General features: G+C 47.7%; 17 protein-coding genes and 1 tRNA gene. 5 read left to right on the forward strand and 13 right to left on the reverse strand.

Going from position 1 to position 17,001, the window contains the following annotated elements; all coding sequences use genetic code 11:
* Positions 1 to 2: 2 nt before the first annotated feature.
* The 8 genes from metF to rpsU form a co-directional block, all read right to left on the reverse strand.
* The gene (gene metF, locus METMI_RS0101410; RefSeq protein ID WP_019864391.1) at positions 3 to 848 is read right to left on the reverse strand and encodes a methylenetetrahydrofolate reductase [NAD(P)H]; all 846 of its coding nucleotides are present in this window, start codon (positions 846 to 848) and stop codon (positions 3 to 5) included.
* A gap of 102 nt (positions 849 to 950) precedes the next feature.
* Entirely contained in the window at positions 951 to 2,243 is a 1,293-nt protein-coding gene (gene ahcY, locus METMI_RS0101415) for an adenosylhomocysteinase (protein WP_019864392.1), read from the reverse strand.
* Positions 2,244 to 2,265: 22 nt separating this feature from the next.
* Positions 2,266 to 3,426, reverse strand: a complete 1,161-nt coding sequence (metK, locus tag METMI_RS0101420; RefSeq protein WP_019864393.1) for a methionine adenosyltransferase — start codon at positions 3,424 to 3,426, stop codon at positions 2,266 to 2,268.
* Between the two features lie 68 nt (positions 3,427 to 3,494).
* A tRNA-Ile gene (locus tag METMI_RS0101425) sits at positions 3,495 to 3,571 on the reverse strand.
* A 13-nt stretch (positions 3,572 to 3,584) separates the two neighbouring features.
* The gene (rpoD, locus tag METMI_RS0101430; protein WP_019864394.1) at positions 3,585 to 5,393 is read right to left on the reverse strand and encodes an RNA polymerase sigma factor RpoD; all 1,809 of its coding nucleotides are present in this window, start codon (positions 5,391 to 5,393) and stop codon (positions 3,585 to 3,587) included.
* An 88-nt stretch (positions 5,394 to 5,481) separates the two neighbouring features.
* On the reverse strand, positions 5,482 to 7,209 hold the full coding sequence (dnaG, locus tag METMI_RS0101435; protein ID WP_019864395.1) for a DNA primase: 1,728 nt from the start codon (positions 7,207 to 7,209) through the stop codon (positions 5,482 to 5,484).
* A gap of 21 nt (positions 7,210 to 7,230) precedes the next feature.
* The gene (locus tag METMI_RS0101440) at positions 7,231 to 7,683 is read right to left on the reverse strand and encodes a GatB/YqeY domain-containing protein (protein ID WP_019864396.1); all 453 of its coding nucleotides are present in this window, start codon (positions 7,681 to 7,683) and stop codon (positions 7,231 to 7,233) included.
* A 2-nt stretch (positions 7,684 to 7,685) separates the two neighbouring features.
* The gene (gene rpsU, locus METMI_RS0101445; RefSeq protein ID WP_006890759.1) at positions 7,686 to 7,919 is read right to left on the reverse strand and encodes a 30S ribosomal protein S21; all 234 of its coding nucleotides are present in this window, start codon (positions 7,917 to 7,919) and stop codon (positions 7,686 to 7,688) included.
* 104 nt (positions 7,920 to 8,023) lie between these two features.
* Between rpsU and tsaD the strand changes: the two genes are divergently transcribed.
* A complete protein-coding gene (tsaD, locus tag METMI_RS0101450) occupies positions 8,024 to 9,037 on the forward strand; it encodes a tRNA (adenosine(37)-N6)-threonylcarbamoyltransferase complex transferase subunit TsaD (RefSeq protein WP_019864398.1) in 1,014 nt (337 codons plus the stop codon).
* A 44-nt stretch (positions 9,038 to 9,081) separates the two neighbouring features.
* Here the strand turns inward: tsaD and plsY are convergent, their stop codons facing one another.
* Together plsY and METMI_RS0101465 are read right to left on the reverse strand one after the other, a co-directional pair.
* A complete protein-coding gene (gene plsY, locus METMI_RS0101455) occupies positions 9,082 to 9,654 on the reverse strand; it encodes a glycerol-3-phosphate 1-O-acyltransferase PlsY (protein WP_029151423.1) in 573 nt (190 codons plus the stop codon).
* A 254-nt stretch (positions 9,655 to 9,908) separates the two neighbouring features.
* Positions 9,909 to 10,559, reverse strand: a complete 651-nt coding sequence (locus tag METMI_RS0101465; RefSeq protein ID WP_083930139.1) for a sulfotransferase family 2 domain-containing protein — start codon at positions 10,557 to 10,559, stop codon at positions 9,909 to 9,911.
* A 176-nt stretch (positions 10,560 to 10,735) separates the two neighbouring features.
* Between METMI_RS0101465 and METMI_RS0101470 the strand changes: the two genes are divergently transcribed.
* Complete coding sequence (locus tag METMI_RS0101470; RefSeq protein ID WP_019864403.1) at positions 10,736 to 11,467, forward strand: sulfotransferase family protein; 732 nt, start codon at positions 10,736 to 10,738, stop codon at positions 11,465 to 11,467.
* A gap of 53 nt (positions 11,468 to 11,520) precedes the next feature.
* The gene (locus METMI_RS0101475) at positions 11,521 to 12,264 is read left to right on the forward strand and encodes a sulfotransferase domain-containing protein (RefSeq protein ID WP_019864404.1); all 744 of its coding nucleotides are present in this window, start codon (positions 11,521 to 11,523) and stop codon (positions 12,262 to 12,264) included.
* A 168-nt stretch (positions 12,265 to 12,432) separates the two neighbouring features.
* Here METMI_RS0101475 and METMI_RS0101480 read toward each other — a convergent pair whose 3' ends face one another.
* Positions 12,433 to 13,209, reverse strand: a complete 777-nt coding sequence (locus METMI_RS0101480; protein ID WP_019864405.1) for a sulfotransferase — start codon at positions 13,207 to 13,209, stop codon at positions 12,433 to 12,435.
* 193 nt (positions 13,210 to 13,402) lie between these two features.
* Here METMI_RS0101480 and METMI_RS26655 point away from each other — a divergent pair, with 193 nt between their 5' ends.
* Positions 13,403 to 13,585: a hypothetical protein gene (locus METMI_RS26655; protein WP_156829740.1), complete on the forward strand. Its 183-nt coding sequence runs from the start codon at positions 13,403 to 13,405 to the stop codon at positions 13,583 to 13,585.
* A 137-nt stretch (positions 13,586 to 13,722) separates the two neighbouring features.
* Here the strand turns inward: METMI_RS26655 and METMI_RS26660 are convergent, their stop codons facing one another.
* Positions 13,723 to 13,935 (reverse strand): hypothetical protein, encoded by a 213-nt coding sequence (locus tag METMI_RS26660; RefSeq protein WP_156829741.1) that lies wholly within the window; start codon positions 13,933 to 13,935, stop codon positions 13,723 to 13,725.
* Between the two features lie 122 nt (positions 13,936 to 14,057).
* Between METMI_RS26660 and dmeF the strand changes: the two genes are divergently transcribed.
* Complete coding sequence (dmeF, locus tag METMI_RS0101490; RefSeq protein ID WP_019864407.1) at positions 14,058 to 15,014, forward strand: CDF family Co(II)/Ni(II) efflux transporter DmeF; 957 nt, start codon at positions 14,058 to 14,060, stop codon at positions 15,012 to 15,014.
* Between the two features lie 462 nt (positions 15,015 to 15,476).
* Here the strand turns inward: dmeF and METMI_RS0101495 are convergent, their stop codons facing one another.
* Positions 15,477 to 16,934, reverse strand: a complete 1,458-nt coding sequence (locus METMI_RS0101495) for a beta-barrel assembly-enhancing protease (RefSeq protein ID WP_019864409.1) — start codon at positions 16,932 to 16,934, stop codon at positions 15,477 to 15,479.
* Between the last annotated feature and the right edge of the window lie 67 nt (positions 16,935 to 17,001).

Below are 17,001 nucleotides of genomic sequence, written 5' to 3' on the forward strand. Positions count from 1 at the left end.
TTTCAGAGCTTAAGGTTTTCCAATATCGCAACCGTGGGTGCCGCTTGGTTCATTGTGTAAAAATGCAGTCCGGGCGCACCATTGTCCAGCAAACGTTGGCAAAGGTTGGTCACCAATTCCAGACCAAAGGCTTGGATCGCGGCACGGTCGTCACCGTAACCTTCGAGACGCTTCCTCATCCAGCGCGGAATATCCGCCCCGCACATTTCCGAAAACCGGAACAACTGCGTGTATTGGGTAATAGGCATGATGCCCGGAACAATCGGAATATCCACGCCGTTTTTTGCGCACCTGTCGACAAAATAAAAATAAGCTTCGGCGTTGTAGAAATATTGGGTGATCGCGGCATCCGCCCCCGCTTCAACTTTGCGCTTGAAATTTTTAAAATCATCATTGCCATTGGCGGCTTGTGGATGGATTTCAGGATAGGCGGCAACATGGATTTGGAAATGGTCTCCGGTTTCTTGGCGGATAAATTCGACCAGTTCGTTGGCATAACGGAATTCCCCTGCGGACATCATGCCGGACGGCAAATCGCCGCGTAAGGCGACAATTTTGCTGATGCCGTGGTCAAGGTAATCCTTAAGGATGGCGCGGATATTGGCTTTGGTGGAAGCGACACACGACAAATGCGGCGCGGCGGCTATGCCCTTGGCCTGAATATCAATGACCGTATCAAAGGTTTTGTCGCGGGTGGAACCGCCAGCACCAAAGGTCACCGAGAAGAAATCGGGATTGAGCTTTGCCAGTTGGCTACGGACCGCATGCAAACTGGCCGCCCCTTCTTCTGTTTTGGGCGGGTAAAATTCAAAGCTGAACAACTGTGGATGGGGTTTTTGTATTTGCATTTTGATGGATGTAGGTTGGGTTAGCGTAGCCTAACCCAACATCGTAGTCCCAAAATGTCGGGTTACGCTACGCTAACCCAACCTACAAAAACTGACTGGTGATCAATAACGGTAATGGTCAGCCTTGTATGGCCCTTCAACCGGAACACTGATATATTTAGCCTGTTCTTCGGTCAAAACCGTCAAATTCACACCCAATTGTTGCAGATGCGATCTCGCGACTTTTTCATCCAGTTTTTTCGGCAATATGTAAACTTTGTTTTCATATTGCTCGGCGTTATTCCACAGTTCAATTTGTGCCAACACTTGGTTGCAGAATGAATTGGACATCACGAAACTAGGATGCCCTGTTGCACAGCCCAAGTTAACCAAGCGGCCTTCCGCCAGGATAATCAGACGCTTGCCGTCCGGGAAGACAACGTGGTCAACTTGTGGCTTGATGTTTTCCCAAGTGTACTGGCGCAATGACGCGATGTCGATTTCGGCATCGAAATGCCCTATGTTGCAGACTATCGCTTGGTCGCGCATCGCCACCATGTGTTCATGGCGGATGATGTTGAAGTTGCCGGTGGCGGTGACGAAAATGTTGGCAATTGGCGCCGCATCTTCCATCGTGACCACGCGGTAACCTTCCATTGCCGCTTGCAGGGCGCAAATCGGGTCAATTTCAGTGATCCAAACGGTTGCGCCCAAGCCCCGCAAGGATTGTGCACAGCCTTTACCGACATCGCCATAACCGCAAACCACGGCGATTTTACCGGCGATCATCACGTCAGTGGCGCGTTTGATGCCGTCCACTAAGGATTCGCGGCAACCATAAAGGTTATCGAACTTGGATTTGGTGACCGAGTCGTTGACGTTAAATGCCGGGACTTTCAGCGTGCCTTTGGTGACCCGCTCGTACAACCGCAACACTCCGGTGGTGGTTTCTTCCGACAAGCCTTTGACGTCAGCCATCAATTCAGGAAAATGGTCATGCATCATATTGGTGAGGTCACCGCCATCATCCAATATCATGTTAGGCCGCCAGCCGTTAGAGCCAATAATAGTTTGTTCGATGCACCACTCGGCTTCGGTTTCAGTCTCGCCTTTCCAGGCAAACACCGGGACTCCGGCAGCCGCTATGGCGGCGGCGGCATGGTCTTGGGTCGAGAAGATATTGCAGGATGACCAGCGCACTTCCGCGCCCAAAGCCGTCAACGTTTCGATCAAAACCGCCGTTTGGATGGTCATGTGCAAGCAACCTGCGATACGCGCACCCTTCAATGGTTGTTGCGCACCGAATTCCGTACGCAACGCCATCAAACCAGGCATTTCGGTTTCGGCGATATTGATTTCCTTACGGCCCCATTCGGCCAATGCCATATCGGCTACTTTATAATCTTGTCCGCTCATTTTTGTCTATGCCCTTAAATGTTTAAATGCCAGCCGCCGCTTTTAATGCGTCAACTTTATCGGTTTTTTCCCAGCTAAAGCTATCTTCGGTACGGCCAAAGTGCCCATAAGCAGCAGTGGCTTGATAAATCGGTTTTAATAGGTCAAGCATGGCGATCAGGCCTTTAGGGCGCAAGTCAAAAGTGTCCCTGACAATTTGCACCAAGCGGTCTTCGCTAAGTTTGCTGGTGCCAAAAGTCTCCACGCTGATGGAAGTCGGCTCGGCAACGCCAATTGCATAAGAAACTTGGATTTCACAACGCTCCGCCAATCCGGCGGCAACAATGTTTTTGGCGACATATCGCGCCATATAAGCGGCTGAACGGTCAACCTTGGAAGGGTCTTTACCGGAAAACGCACCGCCACCGTGCCGTGCCATGCCACCGTAGGTGTCCACGATGATTTTACGGCCTGTCAAGCCGCAATCACCAACAGGGCCGCCAATCACGAATTGCCCGGTCGGATTGATGAAGTACTTGGTGTTTTTATGCAGCCATTCTTTAGGCAATACATGCAGGATAATGTCATCCATCACCGCTTCATACAGGGCTTTTTGGCTGATGTCTGGCGAATGTTGGGTGGACAGGACTACGGCATCAATCGCTACGGGCTTGTTGTCCTCGTAACGGAAAGTGATTTGGCTCTTGGCATCAGGGCGCAACCAAGGCAAGGATTTATTTTTACGGACTTCCGCCTGGCGTTTGACTAACAGATGCGAATAGGTGATTGGGGCTGGCATTAACACATCGGTCTCATTGCTGGCATAGCCAAACATCAAACCTTGGTCGCCCGCACCTTGCTCATGGTTATCGCTTTCATCAACACCCATGGCGATATCGGCAGATTGTTTGCCGATGGCGTTCAATACCGCGCAGCTTTGTCCGTCAAAACCGATTTCGCCATTGTCATAGCCAATATCGCAAACGACTTTGCGGACCAGAGCTTCCATATCCACCCACGCATTGGTGGTAATTTCCCCCGCCAATACGACCATTCCGGTTTTGACCAAGGTTTCACACGCAACCCGTGATTTAGGGTCTTGCACCAATAAGGCATCCAATACGGCATCGGAAATCTGGTCCGCGACCTTATCGGGATGGCCTTCGGAAACGGATTCTGATGTAAAAATGAAGTTATTGCTCATGTTACAGCCTCGTAGAAAATAAAACCCAGATAGACGAAAGGCTGCATATGCAGCCTTGTAACTTATTGTGGTGGGCCATGTAGGACTTGAACCTACGACCTGCCGATTATGAGTCGGACGCTCTAACCAACTGAGCTAATGGCCCTTTGTTTCATTGCTTATTCTCCATCCAGAAAGCATCTTAGCTGTTCTGAGCGGGAGGGGTGCCTTAATTTCCTTAAGGCTTTGGCTTCGATCTGACGTATCCGTTCACGCGTCACATCAAACTGTTTACCGACTTCTTCCAAGGTATGGTCGGTATTCATGTTGATGCCAAAACGCATGCGCAACACTTTCGCTTCACGTGCAGTCAGCCCGGCCAGGACGTTTTGCGTCGATTCCCGCAAACCGGCTATGGTAGCCGCCTCAACTGGAGACAGTACTTTACCATCCTCGATAAAATCCCCCAAATGGGAATCTTCATCATCACCTATTGGCGTTTCCATGGAAATAGGTTCTTTGGCTATTTTCAAGACCTTACGGACCTTATCTTCTGGCATTTCCATACGTTCGGCCAACTCTTCAGGGGTGGCTTCCCGCCCCATTTCTTGCAAAATCTGCCGTGAGATACGGTTCAGTTTGTTGATCGTTTCGATCATATGAACCGGAATACGGATCGTCCGGGCTTGGTCGGCAATAGAGCGGGTTATCGCTTGGCGTATCCACCATGTCGCATAGGTCGAAAATTTATAACCACGACGATATTCAAATTTATCGACGGCTTTCATCAATCCGATATTGCCTTCCTGAATCAAATCCAAAAACTGCAAGCCACGGTTGGTGTATTTTTTGGCGATGGAAATCACCAGCCTTAAGTTGGCTTCGATCATTTCCTTTTTAGCGCGCCTCGCCTTGGCTTCACCAATTGACATGCGCCGGTTTATGTCTTTTAGGCCATTAATGGTCAAGCCATATTGCGCCTCGATATCAGCCAGTGTTTTCTGCGCTTTCCTTAATTCTTTTTCATGTGGCTTCAGGCCATCCGCGTACTCATGCCCTGGTTGCAAAAACTGATCTAGCCAAGCTGGATCAGACTCGTGGTCTGTAAACGAAATAATGAAATTTTTCCGTGGCATTTTGGCATATTTCGTAAAAATTTCCAGAATAAGCCTTTCCTGCTCACGCACTGCGGCAACACCATTAGGGATAATGCCAGTCAGTTTTTTTAAGTATTGGGGAGTCCATTTAAACTCCATAAACAATTCAGCCAAAACTTCAAAAGCAGTTTCGGTCTTCTCGCTGACATAACCATAATGCTTTATGGCATCGGAAGCCACGCCCAACTGCTGCCTTAACGCCTCAACTTTCTCCAGGACTTCTTCGTAAGCCAATCCCTTCAGCTCATCTTCAGCCGACGCATCGACGGCCACTTCACCGGCTGGCTGGGCGGCGATCAAATCCTCCGGTTCGGTCAAATCGACAAATCCAGAGATAAGGTCAGTTAACCGGACGCCACCTTCTTCCCCCGATATATTATCAAATGACTGCAAGAAATCTTCAACCACCACACAAGAACGGGAAATGGATTTGACCAATTGGTGCTGCCCTTCTTCAATACGCTTGGCAATTTTCAATTCATCCGCACGGGTCAACAACTCGACCGAGCCCATTTCACGCATATACATGCGCACTGGATCAGTGGTCCGGCCAAATTCACTATCAACAGAAGCCAATGCCGCAACTTCTTCAGCATCCTCGTCATCCGTGGTGACTGTGGCCGAATCAGTAATCAGGGAATCTTCATCAGGAGCAACCTCATAGACTTGAATGCCCATGTCATTGATCCAACCGATGATTTCTTCAATCTGCTCAGGATCAGCAATATCACTGGGCAAATGATCGTTAACTTCGGCATAAGTCAGGTAACCCTGGTTTTTGCCTTTAGCTATCAATTGTTTAAGCTGGGACTGCTGTTGTTCTTGATTCATTGTCTTCTCACTGAATACCCTAATCCAGCACCACTCTGCTGAACTGGTCATTATACTACAAATTTTCCAGTTTTATACCCGCGCCCTGTTATTTTCTTATCCGATCCATCGATAATTTTTGGAAAGCCTCTTTTTCCTGTTGACTTAAACCTTCCCTTTGCAACTTAACCAACAGGCGATCAAAGCGGACATCCGCCGCGTGTTCGAGCAACCTCTCCCAAGCCCCGCAAAACTCCGCTTCTATCCCTGCCAACGGAACCTCCAATTTTGTTGACATCAACTGCTTGACAATCCCCTCATCGACACTATCCCTATAATACTCCAACAAAACGCCGGTATTGATGGGTTTTTTGGCAAGCATCACTTTCAATATGGATTTGAATTTATCGGCACCCTTAAAATCCAGCCCCTCCCAGTCCACGCCCTTCTCTTCCAGCACTTCAAGCAAACCTGGATTTTGCACCAGCATGGCTAACGTTTGCCGCTCCAAAGGGGGGCGGCTATTTTTTTGCGGCGGACGGCTTGGAAACCGATCAGGCACAACCCTCTTCTCGGCAACATCAACCCTACCCAGCTCCTGCAACTTGGCAAACATCATTTCCTTGAATAGGCTATCCGGTAATCTTGCAAGATACGGCTTGGCTTTATTGACAAATTGCGCACGCCCTTCCATTTCATTTAAATTGTATTCTTGGGTCAAATGCCCAAAAAAATAGTCGGACAAAACCTGGGAATCCTGCATATGCCCAACAAACCTTTCAACACCCTGCTCACGCACCCAAGAATCAGGGTCATGGGGTGGCGGCAACAACATAACCCGAATTTGCCGGCCATCCTGCAAAACCGAAAAAGCCGCCTCCATGGCTTTCCAAATCGCTTCCCTGCCCGCATTGTCCCCATCAAAACAGAATACCAGCTCCGATGTGTAACGGAACAACAATTCCAAATGCGCCTGCGAAGTTGCCGTCCCTAACGCAGCCACCGCATAATCAACACCCAGTTGCGCCAAGGCGATAACATCCATATAGCCTTCAACCAATAAAATGCGTGGCGGCTTGGCGTTTTTCTTCAGCAACTCATACAGGCCATACACTTCACGGCCTTTATGAAATAAGGGTGTTTCTGGAGAATTCAAGTATTTTGGCAAAGAATCATCCAAGACCCGCCCGCCAAAACCGATGACACGCCCACGCTTGTCACGGATAGGAAACATGACCCGATGACGGAAGCGGGCATATAGACCGCCATTGTCATTACTTCCCAGCAAGCCGGCATCCAATAGCTCACGCTGATTAAAACGCTTGGCCAACTCCTGCCAGTCTTGTGGTGCATAACCCAGCATAAACGTTTTGGCGGCTTCACCACTAACATCACGCTTTTTTAAATATGCCACCGCGTGCTTTCCTGCCGCACTCGCGCGCAATTGTTGGACATAAAATTCAGCGACCCGCCCCATTAAATCATAGAGCCCTTGCAGATCGACTTTATCCTGGGCTAGTGTGGCCGAGGCATTTTCCCTGGGCACATCAAGCCCTGCAAATGCAGCCAGATCCTCAACTGCCTCAACAAAATCAAGGTGATTAAAATCCATCAAAAAACTGATGGCATTACCACTAGCGCCGCAACCAAAACAATGGAAAAACTGCTTATTGCTATTTACAGAAAAACTAGGGGTTTTTTCGGTGTGGAAAGGACAACGGGCAACATAATTAGCACCCGTTTTCTTTAGGGGGACGTGCGAGTCAATTAACTCGACAATATCAACCCGCGCCAACAGGTCATCAATAAATGCGCGGGGAATTCTGCCACCGGACATAGCTACCAGGACAAAAAATACTTATTCAGCCAGCGCCGCCTTGATCTTGGCACCCACCACAGACATATCAGTGCGGCCTTGCATGGCATTTTTCAACAACCCCATGACCTTACCCATGTCCTTAACAGAAGCCGCTCCAGATTGCGCAACGGCAGCACTGATCATTTGGTCAATCTCAACTTCAGACAGGGCTTGCGGCAGAAAATCCTGGATCACCAGAACCTCGGCCTCTTCAACAGCAACCAGGTCATCGCGGCCAGCATCGCCATACTGCCGAATGGACTCACGGCGCTGTTTGACCATTTTATCTAACACGGCAATAGTGTGCTGGTCGTCTAAAACAATACGCTCATCCACTTCGACTTGCTTAATGGCTGACAACATTAGACGAATCACACCCAACCGCGCTTTGTCGCCGCTTTTCATAGCGGCTTTCATTTCACCCTTGATGCGGTCTGTCAATAAGTCGCCCATAATCAGAGTGCAGGACGGCCACGACGCAGGTTTTTCAAGGCATAACGCTCACGAGCCAATTTTTTCAAGTGCCTTTTAACGGCCGCCGCACCTTTGCGCTTGCGCTCTGCCGTTGGTTTCTCATAAAACTCACGGCGGCGGACTTCTGCTAAAACACCCGCTTTTTCACAAGCGCGTTTAAAACGGCGAATGGCAATGTCAAAAGGTTCGTTTTCTTTAATTTTTACTGACGGCATTATGTTGTTCCAAGTATGTTAATATTAAATTTGGCTAGCCCAGTTAGCGGCTGAGCTAAAAAGCCCTGAATTATACCTTTACTTTAGCCATTTTCAAAAACTCAATGTACGTTTTAGGCATAGAAACTTCTTGCGATGAGACGGGTGTCGCCATTTACCACCCTAAACAAGGCTTGATAAGCCATTTTTTATACAGCCAAATCGACATGCACAGCGAGTACGGCGGCGTCGTCCCGGAACTGGCATCGCGTGACCATATCCGCAAGTTAGTCCCGCTAATCAAACAAACATTGCTCGACAGCCATTTATCTAGCCGCATGATTGGCGGCATAGCCTACACCGCAGGCCCCGGCCTCATGGGCGCCTTACTGGTGGGCGCAGCAACTGCACGGAGCTTGGCATGGGCGTGGCGAGTTCCGGCGATTGCCGTCCACCACATGGAGGGCCACTTGCTCGCGCCAATGCTGGAAGAAAATGCGCCGCAGTTCCCATTTGTCGCCCTACTGATCTCTGGCGGCCACACCCTATTGGTGCGGGTGGCAGGAATTGGTGATTATCAACTGCTAGGCGAATCGCTAGATGATGCCGCTGGCGAAGCTTTTGACAAAACCGCAAAATTGCTAGGGCTAGGTTATCCAGGCGGGCCCAAGCTGTCAGAACTTGCCCGACATGGCAAGCCGGCCTTCACATTTCCGCGCCCCATGACGGATCGCCCAGGCTTGGACTTCAGTTTCAGCGGCTTAAAAACCTTTACCCTCAACACCTTCAACGCCTCTGAAAAGTCGGCACAAGATAAAGCCGATATTGCAGAAGCCTTTCAAACTGCCGTATCTGAAACCCTGGTTATCAAATGCAGACGCGCCTTGCAGCAGACCGGCCTGGCCAGATTGGTGGTTGCGGGCGGTGTCAGCGCCAACAAGCAAATCCGTGCTGCACTGACCGAAATGGTCTTAAAAGAAAAGGCGGACATCTATTTTCCAAGACCACAGTTTTGTACCGACAACGGCGCAATGATTGCTTATGCTGGCTGCCAACGCTTACTAGCAGGACAGCAGCAAGATTTACGGATTTTTGCCAGGCCGCGCTGGCCCATGGGTGAATTATCAAATTGCCAGTGATGGGCCTGCCAAACAAACAACCCAATCCCATGTTTAAGAATTCCCTAGCTCTCTTCTCCTGCTAACAAGCGTTGGATATTGGTTTTATGCCGCCAAAGCAAAAACACCATCATCACGGCCGCAGCACCAACTATGTTTAGGTCGCCGAGAATAAACCATGCAAAAAATGGCGAAAGCAATGAAGCGACCAACGCCGATAAGGATGAAATTTTGCCTATCTTATAAACCAAAACCCAGGTTACCATAACCGACAACCCCAATATCCAGGAAAAACCGAGCAACACACCGACTGACGTGGCGACACCTTTGCCACCTTTGAAAGCAAAAAACACCGGGTACAAATGCCCCATAAAAGCCGCCAATCCGGTAATCGCCAATAGCTCCATAGGCACGCCCAGTAACTTTGCGCCATAGACAGGGGCCAAGCCTTTTAGCAAATCACCCAATAGCGTAATACTCGCCGCTTTTTTACCACCAAAACGCATCACATTTGTCGCCCCAGGATTTCCCGACCCCTGCTCACGAGGATCTGGCAACCCCATCAAGCGGCAAACAATAATCGCACTACAAACTGAACCAATCAAATATGCCAGCGGAGCAAGCAACCATTCCATCATTGTTATTTACCTTCATTTTTGGGTCTGAAAGACAGATAATTTCAAATATTTCTAACGGACAATCATAACCGGAAAATGGCTTATCGGATTGTTTTTTGGTTTTACCCATCCGCCCTTGATAGCAGGGTGGCGCCACCCAGACCCCCGGTTTGCAACATCCATAAACCAGCAGGTTTGCCAGTGAACGGTTTGGCTGGCAACGCAAAAAGGCCAGACCTGCGTGGCGGCCTCTACGGAATACTGCGCACCGACCCTTAAACCCAAAACTTCTTTTTTAGTTTATTATTGATATCAAGCGCCTCGCGATAAATTTCATAATCCTGCCGGTTGGCATTAAGAATAGTTTTTCTTAAATCTGTAGTGATTTCATATGTATCCTTCATTTTGTTAGGGTTTGCGTTGGCATGAAACCTACCCAAGGCATTTATGCCCAATTGTTTTCGGAATAGCTGCAAGCTATTGTCATAATCTTCAGTGATCCCAATAAAATCAAATTTGTTGATAGAAAAATTCCATAAATATTTTTCATATAGATTATTAAGACGCTCTATTTCACAAAACTCTTCTAAAGACATCGACTCGGTAACCAGATGGCCATTGACATTCCTTTTACCATGATAAAACCGCGAAATGACACGTTCCACTGGATCCCTAAACCATACGGCAAAGACATTATTTTTTTCAGCCACGTCATATTTGACCGGCAAAAAATGCCCATGGACACAATCATAAGTGCAATCCTTTGAATTCGCTTGATTTTCCATTGCCTCCCTATTCCTGGTATCCGAATCTTTTGACATTGGCTTATCAACATAATCAAGGAAAAGCCCCTCCTTAAAATGTAATTTTAAAAATTCCTGGAAAGAAGTTCCGCCAGTCTTTGGTATGTGCACTGAAACTAACATAAAGAAACCCTAAATAAGCCATCACTTAAAAATGGAACAAGCACGCTTGGCCGTTGCCAACATCAAGGTTAATGTGGGGGCCCCGCTTATTCAATTAACTGCCATTAGGCAATATACTACATCGCCAGCAGCCCTATAAACCCCATTTGAGCCTTCATAAAAAGCAAGGAGAGAAAATGCCAGACAATAATAACGTTAACTTCCTGATTGTCGGCGCAGGACGGGGAGGGACCAGCCTGATGGCGGGATTACTTGATTATCACCCAAAATTGGAAGTTGGCTTTGAGCTGTTTTCGGTCGCCTACCTGATGGGCAAAGAGCTCCCCTATCAAGGCGACGGGATGTTCCACCAACGTGCAACGGCATTCATCTCGGCCTGCAAGCAAATGGCCGGCAATCACCCAAATTCCCTATGGGGCAACAAAATCACCACCGAACAACTATTTGGATTGGAAGACCATAATGCCGCCAACCCCGGACAAACCATCAACGTACTGGACACATTTTTTAATGATTACCTGAAAAATACAAAAATAATATTTATTTTGCGGGACGGCAGGACATGCGTAAACTCAAAAGTACGGAGGACGGGGCAACCGATGGAAATGGCATGTAAACGCTGGAAATATTCTGTTGAATGTTACCAATTTTTTTCAAACCACCATGCCAATAACCTATGCGTCAGATTCGAAACGCTATTGCATCAACCTCAAGCCGTATTAATGGAAATCTGCCAATTTCTAGGCGTCCAATACGAACAAACAATGCTAGACGGTGTCGGCAACAAAAAATTATCGCCTGAATATATCCACGAAAAAATTGACACATCTAAAACCAAGCAAATTGAATTACCTGATGAATTTTTCAGCATGATAGAGGAAGACCTTAAATACTGCGGTTATATCTAAAAAATTGCCTGGGGCTTAGGGGATCATTTTTTGGCCAACTCATCATTTTTCTTATGGAAAAAAAAGTCAATTTTTTAATAGCTGGTGCCCAAAAAGCAGGCACAACGGCTTTACATGCTTACCTTAAATTGCACCCGGAAATTTGCATGGCAATTCCAAAAGAGGTGCATTTTTTCGATAATGAATCTTTCTTTACCCAAAACACCGTCGACTATTCACTCTACCACAGGGCGTTCTCGCCAAATCCGACACACACTTTATTAGGTGAATGCACCCCCATTTATATGTATTGGCAAAACGCACCCAAGCGCATTTGGCAATATAATCCGGCAATGAAAATCATCCTTATCTTAAGAAACCCTATAGAAAGGGCGTTTTCACACTGGAACATGGAGTTCAGTAAAAACAAGGAAAGGCTTAGTTTTTGGGAGGCCATTTATAATGAACAGCGGAGATGCCAGGAAGCATTGCCTTTTCAACATAGGGTTTATTCGTATATTGACCGGGGGTTTTATAGCAAGCAATTGCAAAAAATGTGGCGCTATTTCCCCAAAGCCAACACATTGGTACTACGGCACGAAGATTTAAAAACAAGCCCCCAAAAAACCCTTGATGAAGTGTTTGGATTTTTGGGTGTTGAAAAACTCACCCCCATTGAAAGACAAACCATTTTCGCAACCCCATATATTGGCGATATGCGCATAGAAGAAAAAAACTTTTTACTTGATATTTATGAAGATGAGTTATCCTGCATAGAAAAACTATTAAACTGGGATTGTAGCGGCTGGAGAAAATAACAATGGCTAATGAAATGGCTACATGTTCTCCCGGATGTTTTTAAGCTCCCCTAGGGACACTTATTAACTTAACCGATAACAAAAATAATAGGTTCATAAATGTCCTTTTCAACATAACGACAAACCCATCATCATTTGAACAGGTATTTAACAACGATATGGCCAAAATCAGTACAGATAACCAAACCTTTTTAAGGCATCCCCGCTTACAGCCAGTATTTGGCTCAAATTATCAATTCGTATTTTCTCCTTTCTTTTTTCAGGCGGCCTAATGGTTTCATTCCACTTTTTTGGCAATACCAAACCAAGACGTTCAGCTATAGGCCGCATCGCCTCAGTTGGATCACTGCATACGTCTTCAAAACGCAGCAACATATATCTTTCACCCATATGAGCAATGCCATAATTTGAGGCGGATTGATTAACGGTTGCCCAAAACAATATCGCCCGGATGTCAGATGGCAACATGACTTGCTCTGAACTTAGCAAACAACTTTGATATTTTTCTAGTTGCTTTTTATTAGACGAGCCAACCATTTCAAGGCCATCCCTAATAACATGAATATAATTAAAGCTTGGCATGAGTTTGTCGAGTATAGGAAGAAGATATATAGTCCTTGGATTTTTCCACCCCCAATTCCCGGACACCATGTTCTGGCGATGCGCTTTGATAGCTGATAGCAAGTCCGCCTGAAAAACAGGCATATCGATAAATTGTTTTAACAAATAAGCTGTTATGTGCGCGTCATAAATACCAATAAACTCTTTTGCATCTTCAGAGACGTTAACATTTTCGCCCATTTGAATAGACATTTCACGCAATAGCTTAACAATCAAGCGCGTCCCAGACCCGCCTACCCCTCCTACGATAACAGGGGGAGGCAAACTGTGCTTGCCAAAATAGTCCAGAATACCATTTGCTAAAAGTATTTTTTCATTGGTCATAAATGCTTTGCTAATTGCCTAGTAATTTGATCCCACTTTTAAGTGGCAAGGGCTGGTGGCGAACGCTTCTGTTTTTTTATCATGCCATTTCAGCACAGGCCCAAAATGACCTTGCCCCGGCCGTCCGCAACAAATATACGGCATAGTTTAGGACAGGCACCGTAAGCGTGCGGATCGGGATGGCGCCCCAACAGTGGCGAATAATCTAGGGCTTACCGAAGTGGCGAATAATCTAGGGCTTACCGAGCCGATGTTTACCCATGACGGGCAAAACATCGTCAAGCAGGCCAACCATGCGAAGGCCAACAGCTTCACCAAGCAGAAATGCCCCTCTCAAGCGGGTTGTTGCCCGCCTAGAAGACAGTGGGCTTCCTAATACCTACAAGGGGGCACCGGAACCGGCGTGTTTTTTGCTGGCACATTGCAAAAAGCCGCAGGAGCACAAGGATTGCACTTCGGAATTGAATCTACCAATAGCCAAAAGTAAACTAACCGCAATCTTAATATACTTTCCTAGCCCCCGTAAGACCTAAAACCCCACACATCGATTTTTCCGGTCACGGCAAGCGGTGAGTAAGGCGGTGCGGTATTCTTGTAGGGTAGAGCGATAGCCTGTTTGGCGGTTTTTATCATGTCGTCGATTTTTTGGGTTCCGGCGCCTAGGTATTGGGTGATTTGTTGCTGTTTGGAAACGAGGGTGTAAACTTTTTGTAACGGGATGGACATCGGCTCATATGCAAAAAATATTGCCCAAGCACTTGGGCGTTTGATAAATCGGCAAATGCAATGGTATAAAGCATAAGCAGGAACAACCACCAAACAGCCATCATCAAAATTGGAACCACCACATGCACTCACGAAAACTCAAAGATTTGCAGCATCACCATGATTTTGCGGTGATCAATAAAAAAGGCGAGCGGCGCACGTGGCAGGTGTTGGTGCTGACGTTTTTAATGATGGTGTTGGAAATCGCCGCCGGTACGGTTTTTGGCTCGATGGCTTTGCTGGCGGATGGCTGGCATATGGCGACGCATGTCGCGGCGTTTGTGATCACGCTGTTCGCTTACCGCTATTCCCGGCTCCACGCAGATGACCACACCTTTGCATTCAGCCCTGGCAAAGTCGGGGTGCTGGGCGGGTTTGCCAGTTCCATTGCGCTGGGCGTGGTGGCGATTATGATGCTGGTTGAGTCGGGCGAGCGGATTTTACATCCTAGGGAGATCCATTTTGACGAGGCGATTATTGTCGCCGGAGTAGGGTTGTTGGTGAATGTCCTTTGCGCCTTGTTGCTTAAAGACCATCACGGCCATGACCACGCCCATCATCATGATCCCCATGAACATCACCACCAAGACCATAACCTTAAAGCCGCTTACGCACATGTGCTGGCGGACGCACTGACTTCCGTACTGGCGATTATCGCTTTAGCTACGGGTAAATATTATGGTTTGAATTGGCTAGACCCGGCTATGGGCATCGTCGGCGCGTTAATCATTGCCCGTTGGTCCCACTCGCTGGTCCGCGAAACCAGCCCGGTGCTGACAGATGAAAGCCTGGATCTGCATTACAAAACCACAATACAGCAGGCGATTGAACAGGACGCCGACAACCGGGTCGCCGACTTGCATATTTGGTGCGTGGGACCAGGGCATTTTGCGGTGATCATTTCGCTGGTGTCGCACCACCCCCAATCACCGGACTATTATAAGGCGTTGCTCAAACCTTTTTATAGGCTACAAGGTTTAGGGAAGCTCTCGCATATTACGGTGGAAGTCAACCAGTGCATGGGAGGGGATGGCTGCTGACCTTCCGGTACCCCCAGACATAAGCCAAAGGCATTGACAGTCAACCGCCCTAAAACGGCAGGCAATAAAAAGCCCGCATAAAGCGGGCGTATTGAGTCTTTATTATTGTTATTATTAGTTAAAAAATTTAACCCAACTCAACTAATTTGACTGATTTTTTATTATTGTTATATTTGAGCCTTCCGGCTCCTCCTCCCCCTTTTTAGCCAGCTTTTACGCTGTCTAACTCTCTAAAAGGTGCGTTATTGTATCCTGAGAAAAACCACCTTGTCTATGAAACGGAAACAGTTTAACTGTAAAAATCCTGTAATAAAAAAAAAATCCAATAAATATAATTTGTTAGCGAGTCGACAAAATTAAAATTTTTTAAAATAATCGGCAAGGACTGCGTTTTGTTAAGCTTGGGTTCAGAATGGGCTTAAAATCCGTATAACCAACCGCATGACCATTTTTCACCATCGGCTATCGGCTACGACGGATTTCATATTCCTGGGTCAGGAAAAAGTTTAGCCGGTCAGCCAAGATGGAAGACAATTGTGCCGTCAGGCCTTTGGATTTTTGCGCCAGCCTGATCTGTAGAATGGCTTCTCGGATTTGCCCGGTCACATAATAATATTCCGCCAAGTAACGGTGGGATTCGGCGGGTTGTTTCAGATAACTATAAACTTGCGCAAGCAATTCCCAATAAATCGGCAAGCGTTGCGTCGCGGGGTTGAGCAACGCCAAATTATCTTTAGCCTCTTCAGGTTTTCCAACTTTGATCAAGGCGTTAATGTAATCCAGCTTGATGGCTTCATTTTCCGGATAATCTTCCGCCAGCTTTTTGTAGCGCAATACGGCGGTGCTGAAATCACGGCTGTCCAACGCTGTCCGCGCTAGAGCTGAGGTATATTGGACTTGACGGGGATAGGCCTTGTGCAAATCTTGCAGGATGGCTTCCGCCTCCTTAAATTTCTGCAATTTCAGCATGGCCAAACCCAAACCATAACGGGCGACCAGGCGTTGGTCATCGGTTCCTTGGTTCAGACGCGATTGGAAAAAATTCAGCGTGTCCGTATCGTTCAGCCCTGTCATCACCCTGATTTTCGCTTTGGTCAGTTGATAGCCCAACGAATCGGGATATTGTTTATACGGATACGTTTCCGCCCGTCCGCGCGTGTCGGAAATCCGCGACGCGGTGACCGGGTGGGTGCGTAAAAATTCAGGGACGTTTTGCCCGTAAAACCTGGTGGATTGCTGTAGGCGCTCAAAGAACGTCGGCATGCTGCGCGGGTCAAATTCCGCCCCTGCCAAAGTTTGCATACCGACACGGTCAGCTTCTTCTTCGTGTTCGCGGGTGAAATTGATCTGGAACTGGACGCTGCCCGCCTGGATGGCGACAATCGCCGCCTGCGCCGCCGCCGCTGACTGCGTGCCCAACAAAATGGCCGCCAAAGTCGCCGCCATGGTCGGGATGGACAAGCGGCTGGCGGCTTCCGCGCTACGGTACAAATGCCGTTGGGTGACGTGGCCAATTTCGTGCCCCATGACCGAAGCCAGTTCGCTTTCGGCTTCCGTCATTAAAATCAGCCCCGAATTGACGCCGATATAGCCGCCGGGGCCGGCAAACGCATTGATGTCATTTTCCATGACCACGAAAAAATAAAACGGATGGCTGGGCATATCGCTATGCTCGACCAAGCGTTGCCCTAGGGTCTGGATATATTGTTGGATTTCGGCATCTTGGCTGATGGTGATTTGGGAATGGAGGCTGCGGAAAAAAGCTTCCCCCAATTCTTTCTCTTCTTCGGCGGTAATCAATGTGCCGGAAGAATCGCCTAGGTCAGGCAGGTCGATTTTACTGATTTCAAGCGCTTGCTGCGGGGCAGGAAATAACGCGAGGCTTAAGGCCAAAGGGATAGTGGCAAGTTTACATTTCATGGTGGGGTGTCGGAAAATAGATCTGGGACAGAAAGATAAACTACAAGACCAATTAAGCCAGAAATAG

The organism is Methylovulum miyakonense HT12 (assembly GCF_000384075.1).
In the GTDB taxonomy this organism is placed as follows: Bacteria; Pseudomonadota; Gammaproteobacteria; order Methylococcales; family Methylomonadaceae; genus Methylovulum; species Methylovulum miyakonense.

Coding starts and splice junctions, on each gene's coding strand:
- METMI_RS0101475 (WP_019864404.1), top strand. CDS start 11,521: ATGGAAAAAAAAGTCAATTTTTTAATAGCTGGTGCCCAAAAAGCAGGC.
- ahcY (WP_019864392.1), bottom strand. CDS start 2,243: ATGAGCGGACAAGATTATAAAGTAGCCGATATGGCATTGGCCGAATGG.
- METMI_RS0101495 (WP_019864409.1), bottom strand. CDS start 16,934: ATGAAATGTAAACTTGCCACTATCCCTTTGGCCTTAAGCCTCGCGTTA.
- tsaD (WP_019864398.1), top strand. CDS start 8,024: ATGTACGTTTTAGGCATAGAAACTTCTTGCGATGAGACGGGTGTCGCC.
- dnaG (WP_019864395.1), bottom strand. CDS start 7,209: ATGTCCGGTGGCAGAATTCCCCGCGCATTTATTGATGACCTGTTGGCG.
- metK (WP_019864393.1), bottom strand. CDS start 3,426: ATGAGCAATAACTTCATTTTTACATCAGAATCCGTTTCCGAAGGCCAT.
- METMI_RS0101470 (WP_019864403.1), top strand. CDS start 10,736: ATGCCAGACAATAATAACGTTAACTTCCTGATTGTCGGCGCAGGACGG.
- dmeF (WP_019864407.1), top strand. CDS start 14,058: ATGCACTCACGAAAACTCAAAGATTTGCAGCATCACCATGATTTTGCG.
- rpsU (WP_006890759.1), bottom strand. CDS start 7,919: ATGCCGTCAGTAAAAATTAAAGAAAACGAACCTTTTGACATTGCCATT.
- metF (WP_019864391.1), bottom strand. CDS start 848: ATGCAAATACAAAAACCCCATCCACAGTTGTTCAGCTTTGAATTTTAC.
- plsY (WP_029151423.1), bottom strand. CDS start 9,654: ATGATGGAATGGTTGCTTGCTCCGCTGGCATATTTGATTGGTTCAGTT.
- METMI_RS0101440 (WP_019864396.1), bottom strand. CDS start 7,683: ATGGGCGACTTATTGACAGACCGCATCAAGGGTGAAATGAAAGCCGCT.
- METMI_RS0101465 (WP_083930139.1), bottom strand. CDS start 10,559: ATGTTAGTTTCAGTGCACATACCAAAGACTGGCGGAACTTCTTTCCAG.
- METMI_RS0101480 (WP_019864405.1), bottom strand. CDS start 13,209: ATGACCAATGAAAAAATACTTTTAGCAAATGGTATTCTGGACTATTTT.
- rpoD (WP_019864394.1), bottom strand. CDS start 5,393: ATGAATCAAGAACAACAGCAGTCCCAGCTTAAACAATTGATAGCTAAA.
- METMI_RS26660 (WP_156829741.1), bottom strand. CDS start 13,935: ATGTCCATCCCGTTACAAAAAGTTTACACCCTCGTTTCCAAACAGCAA.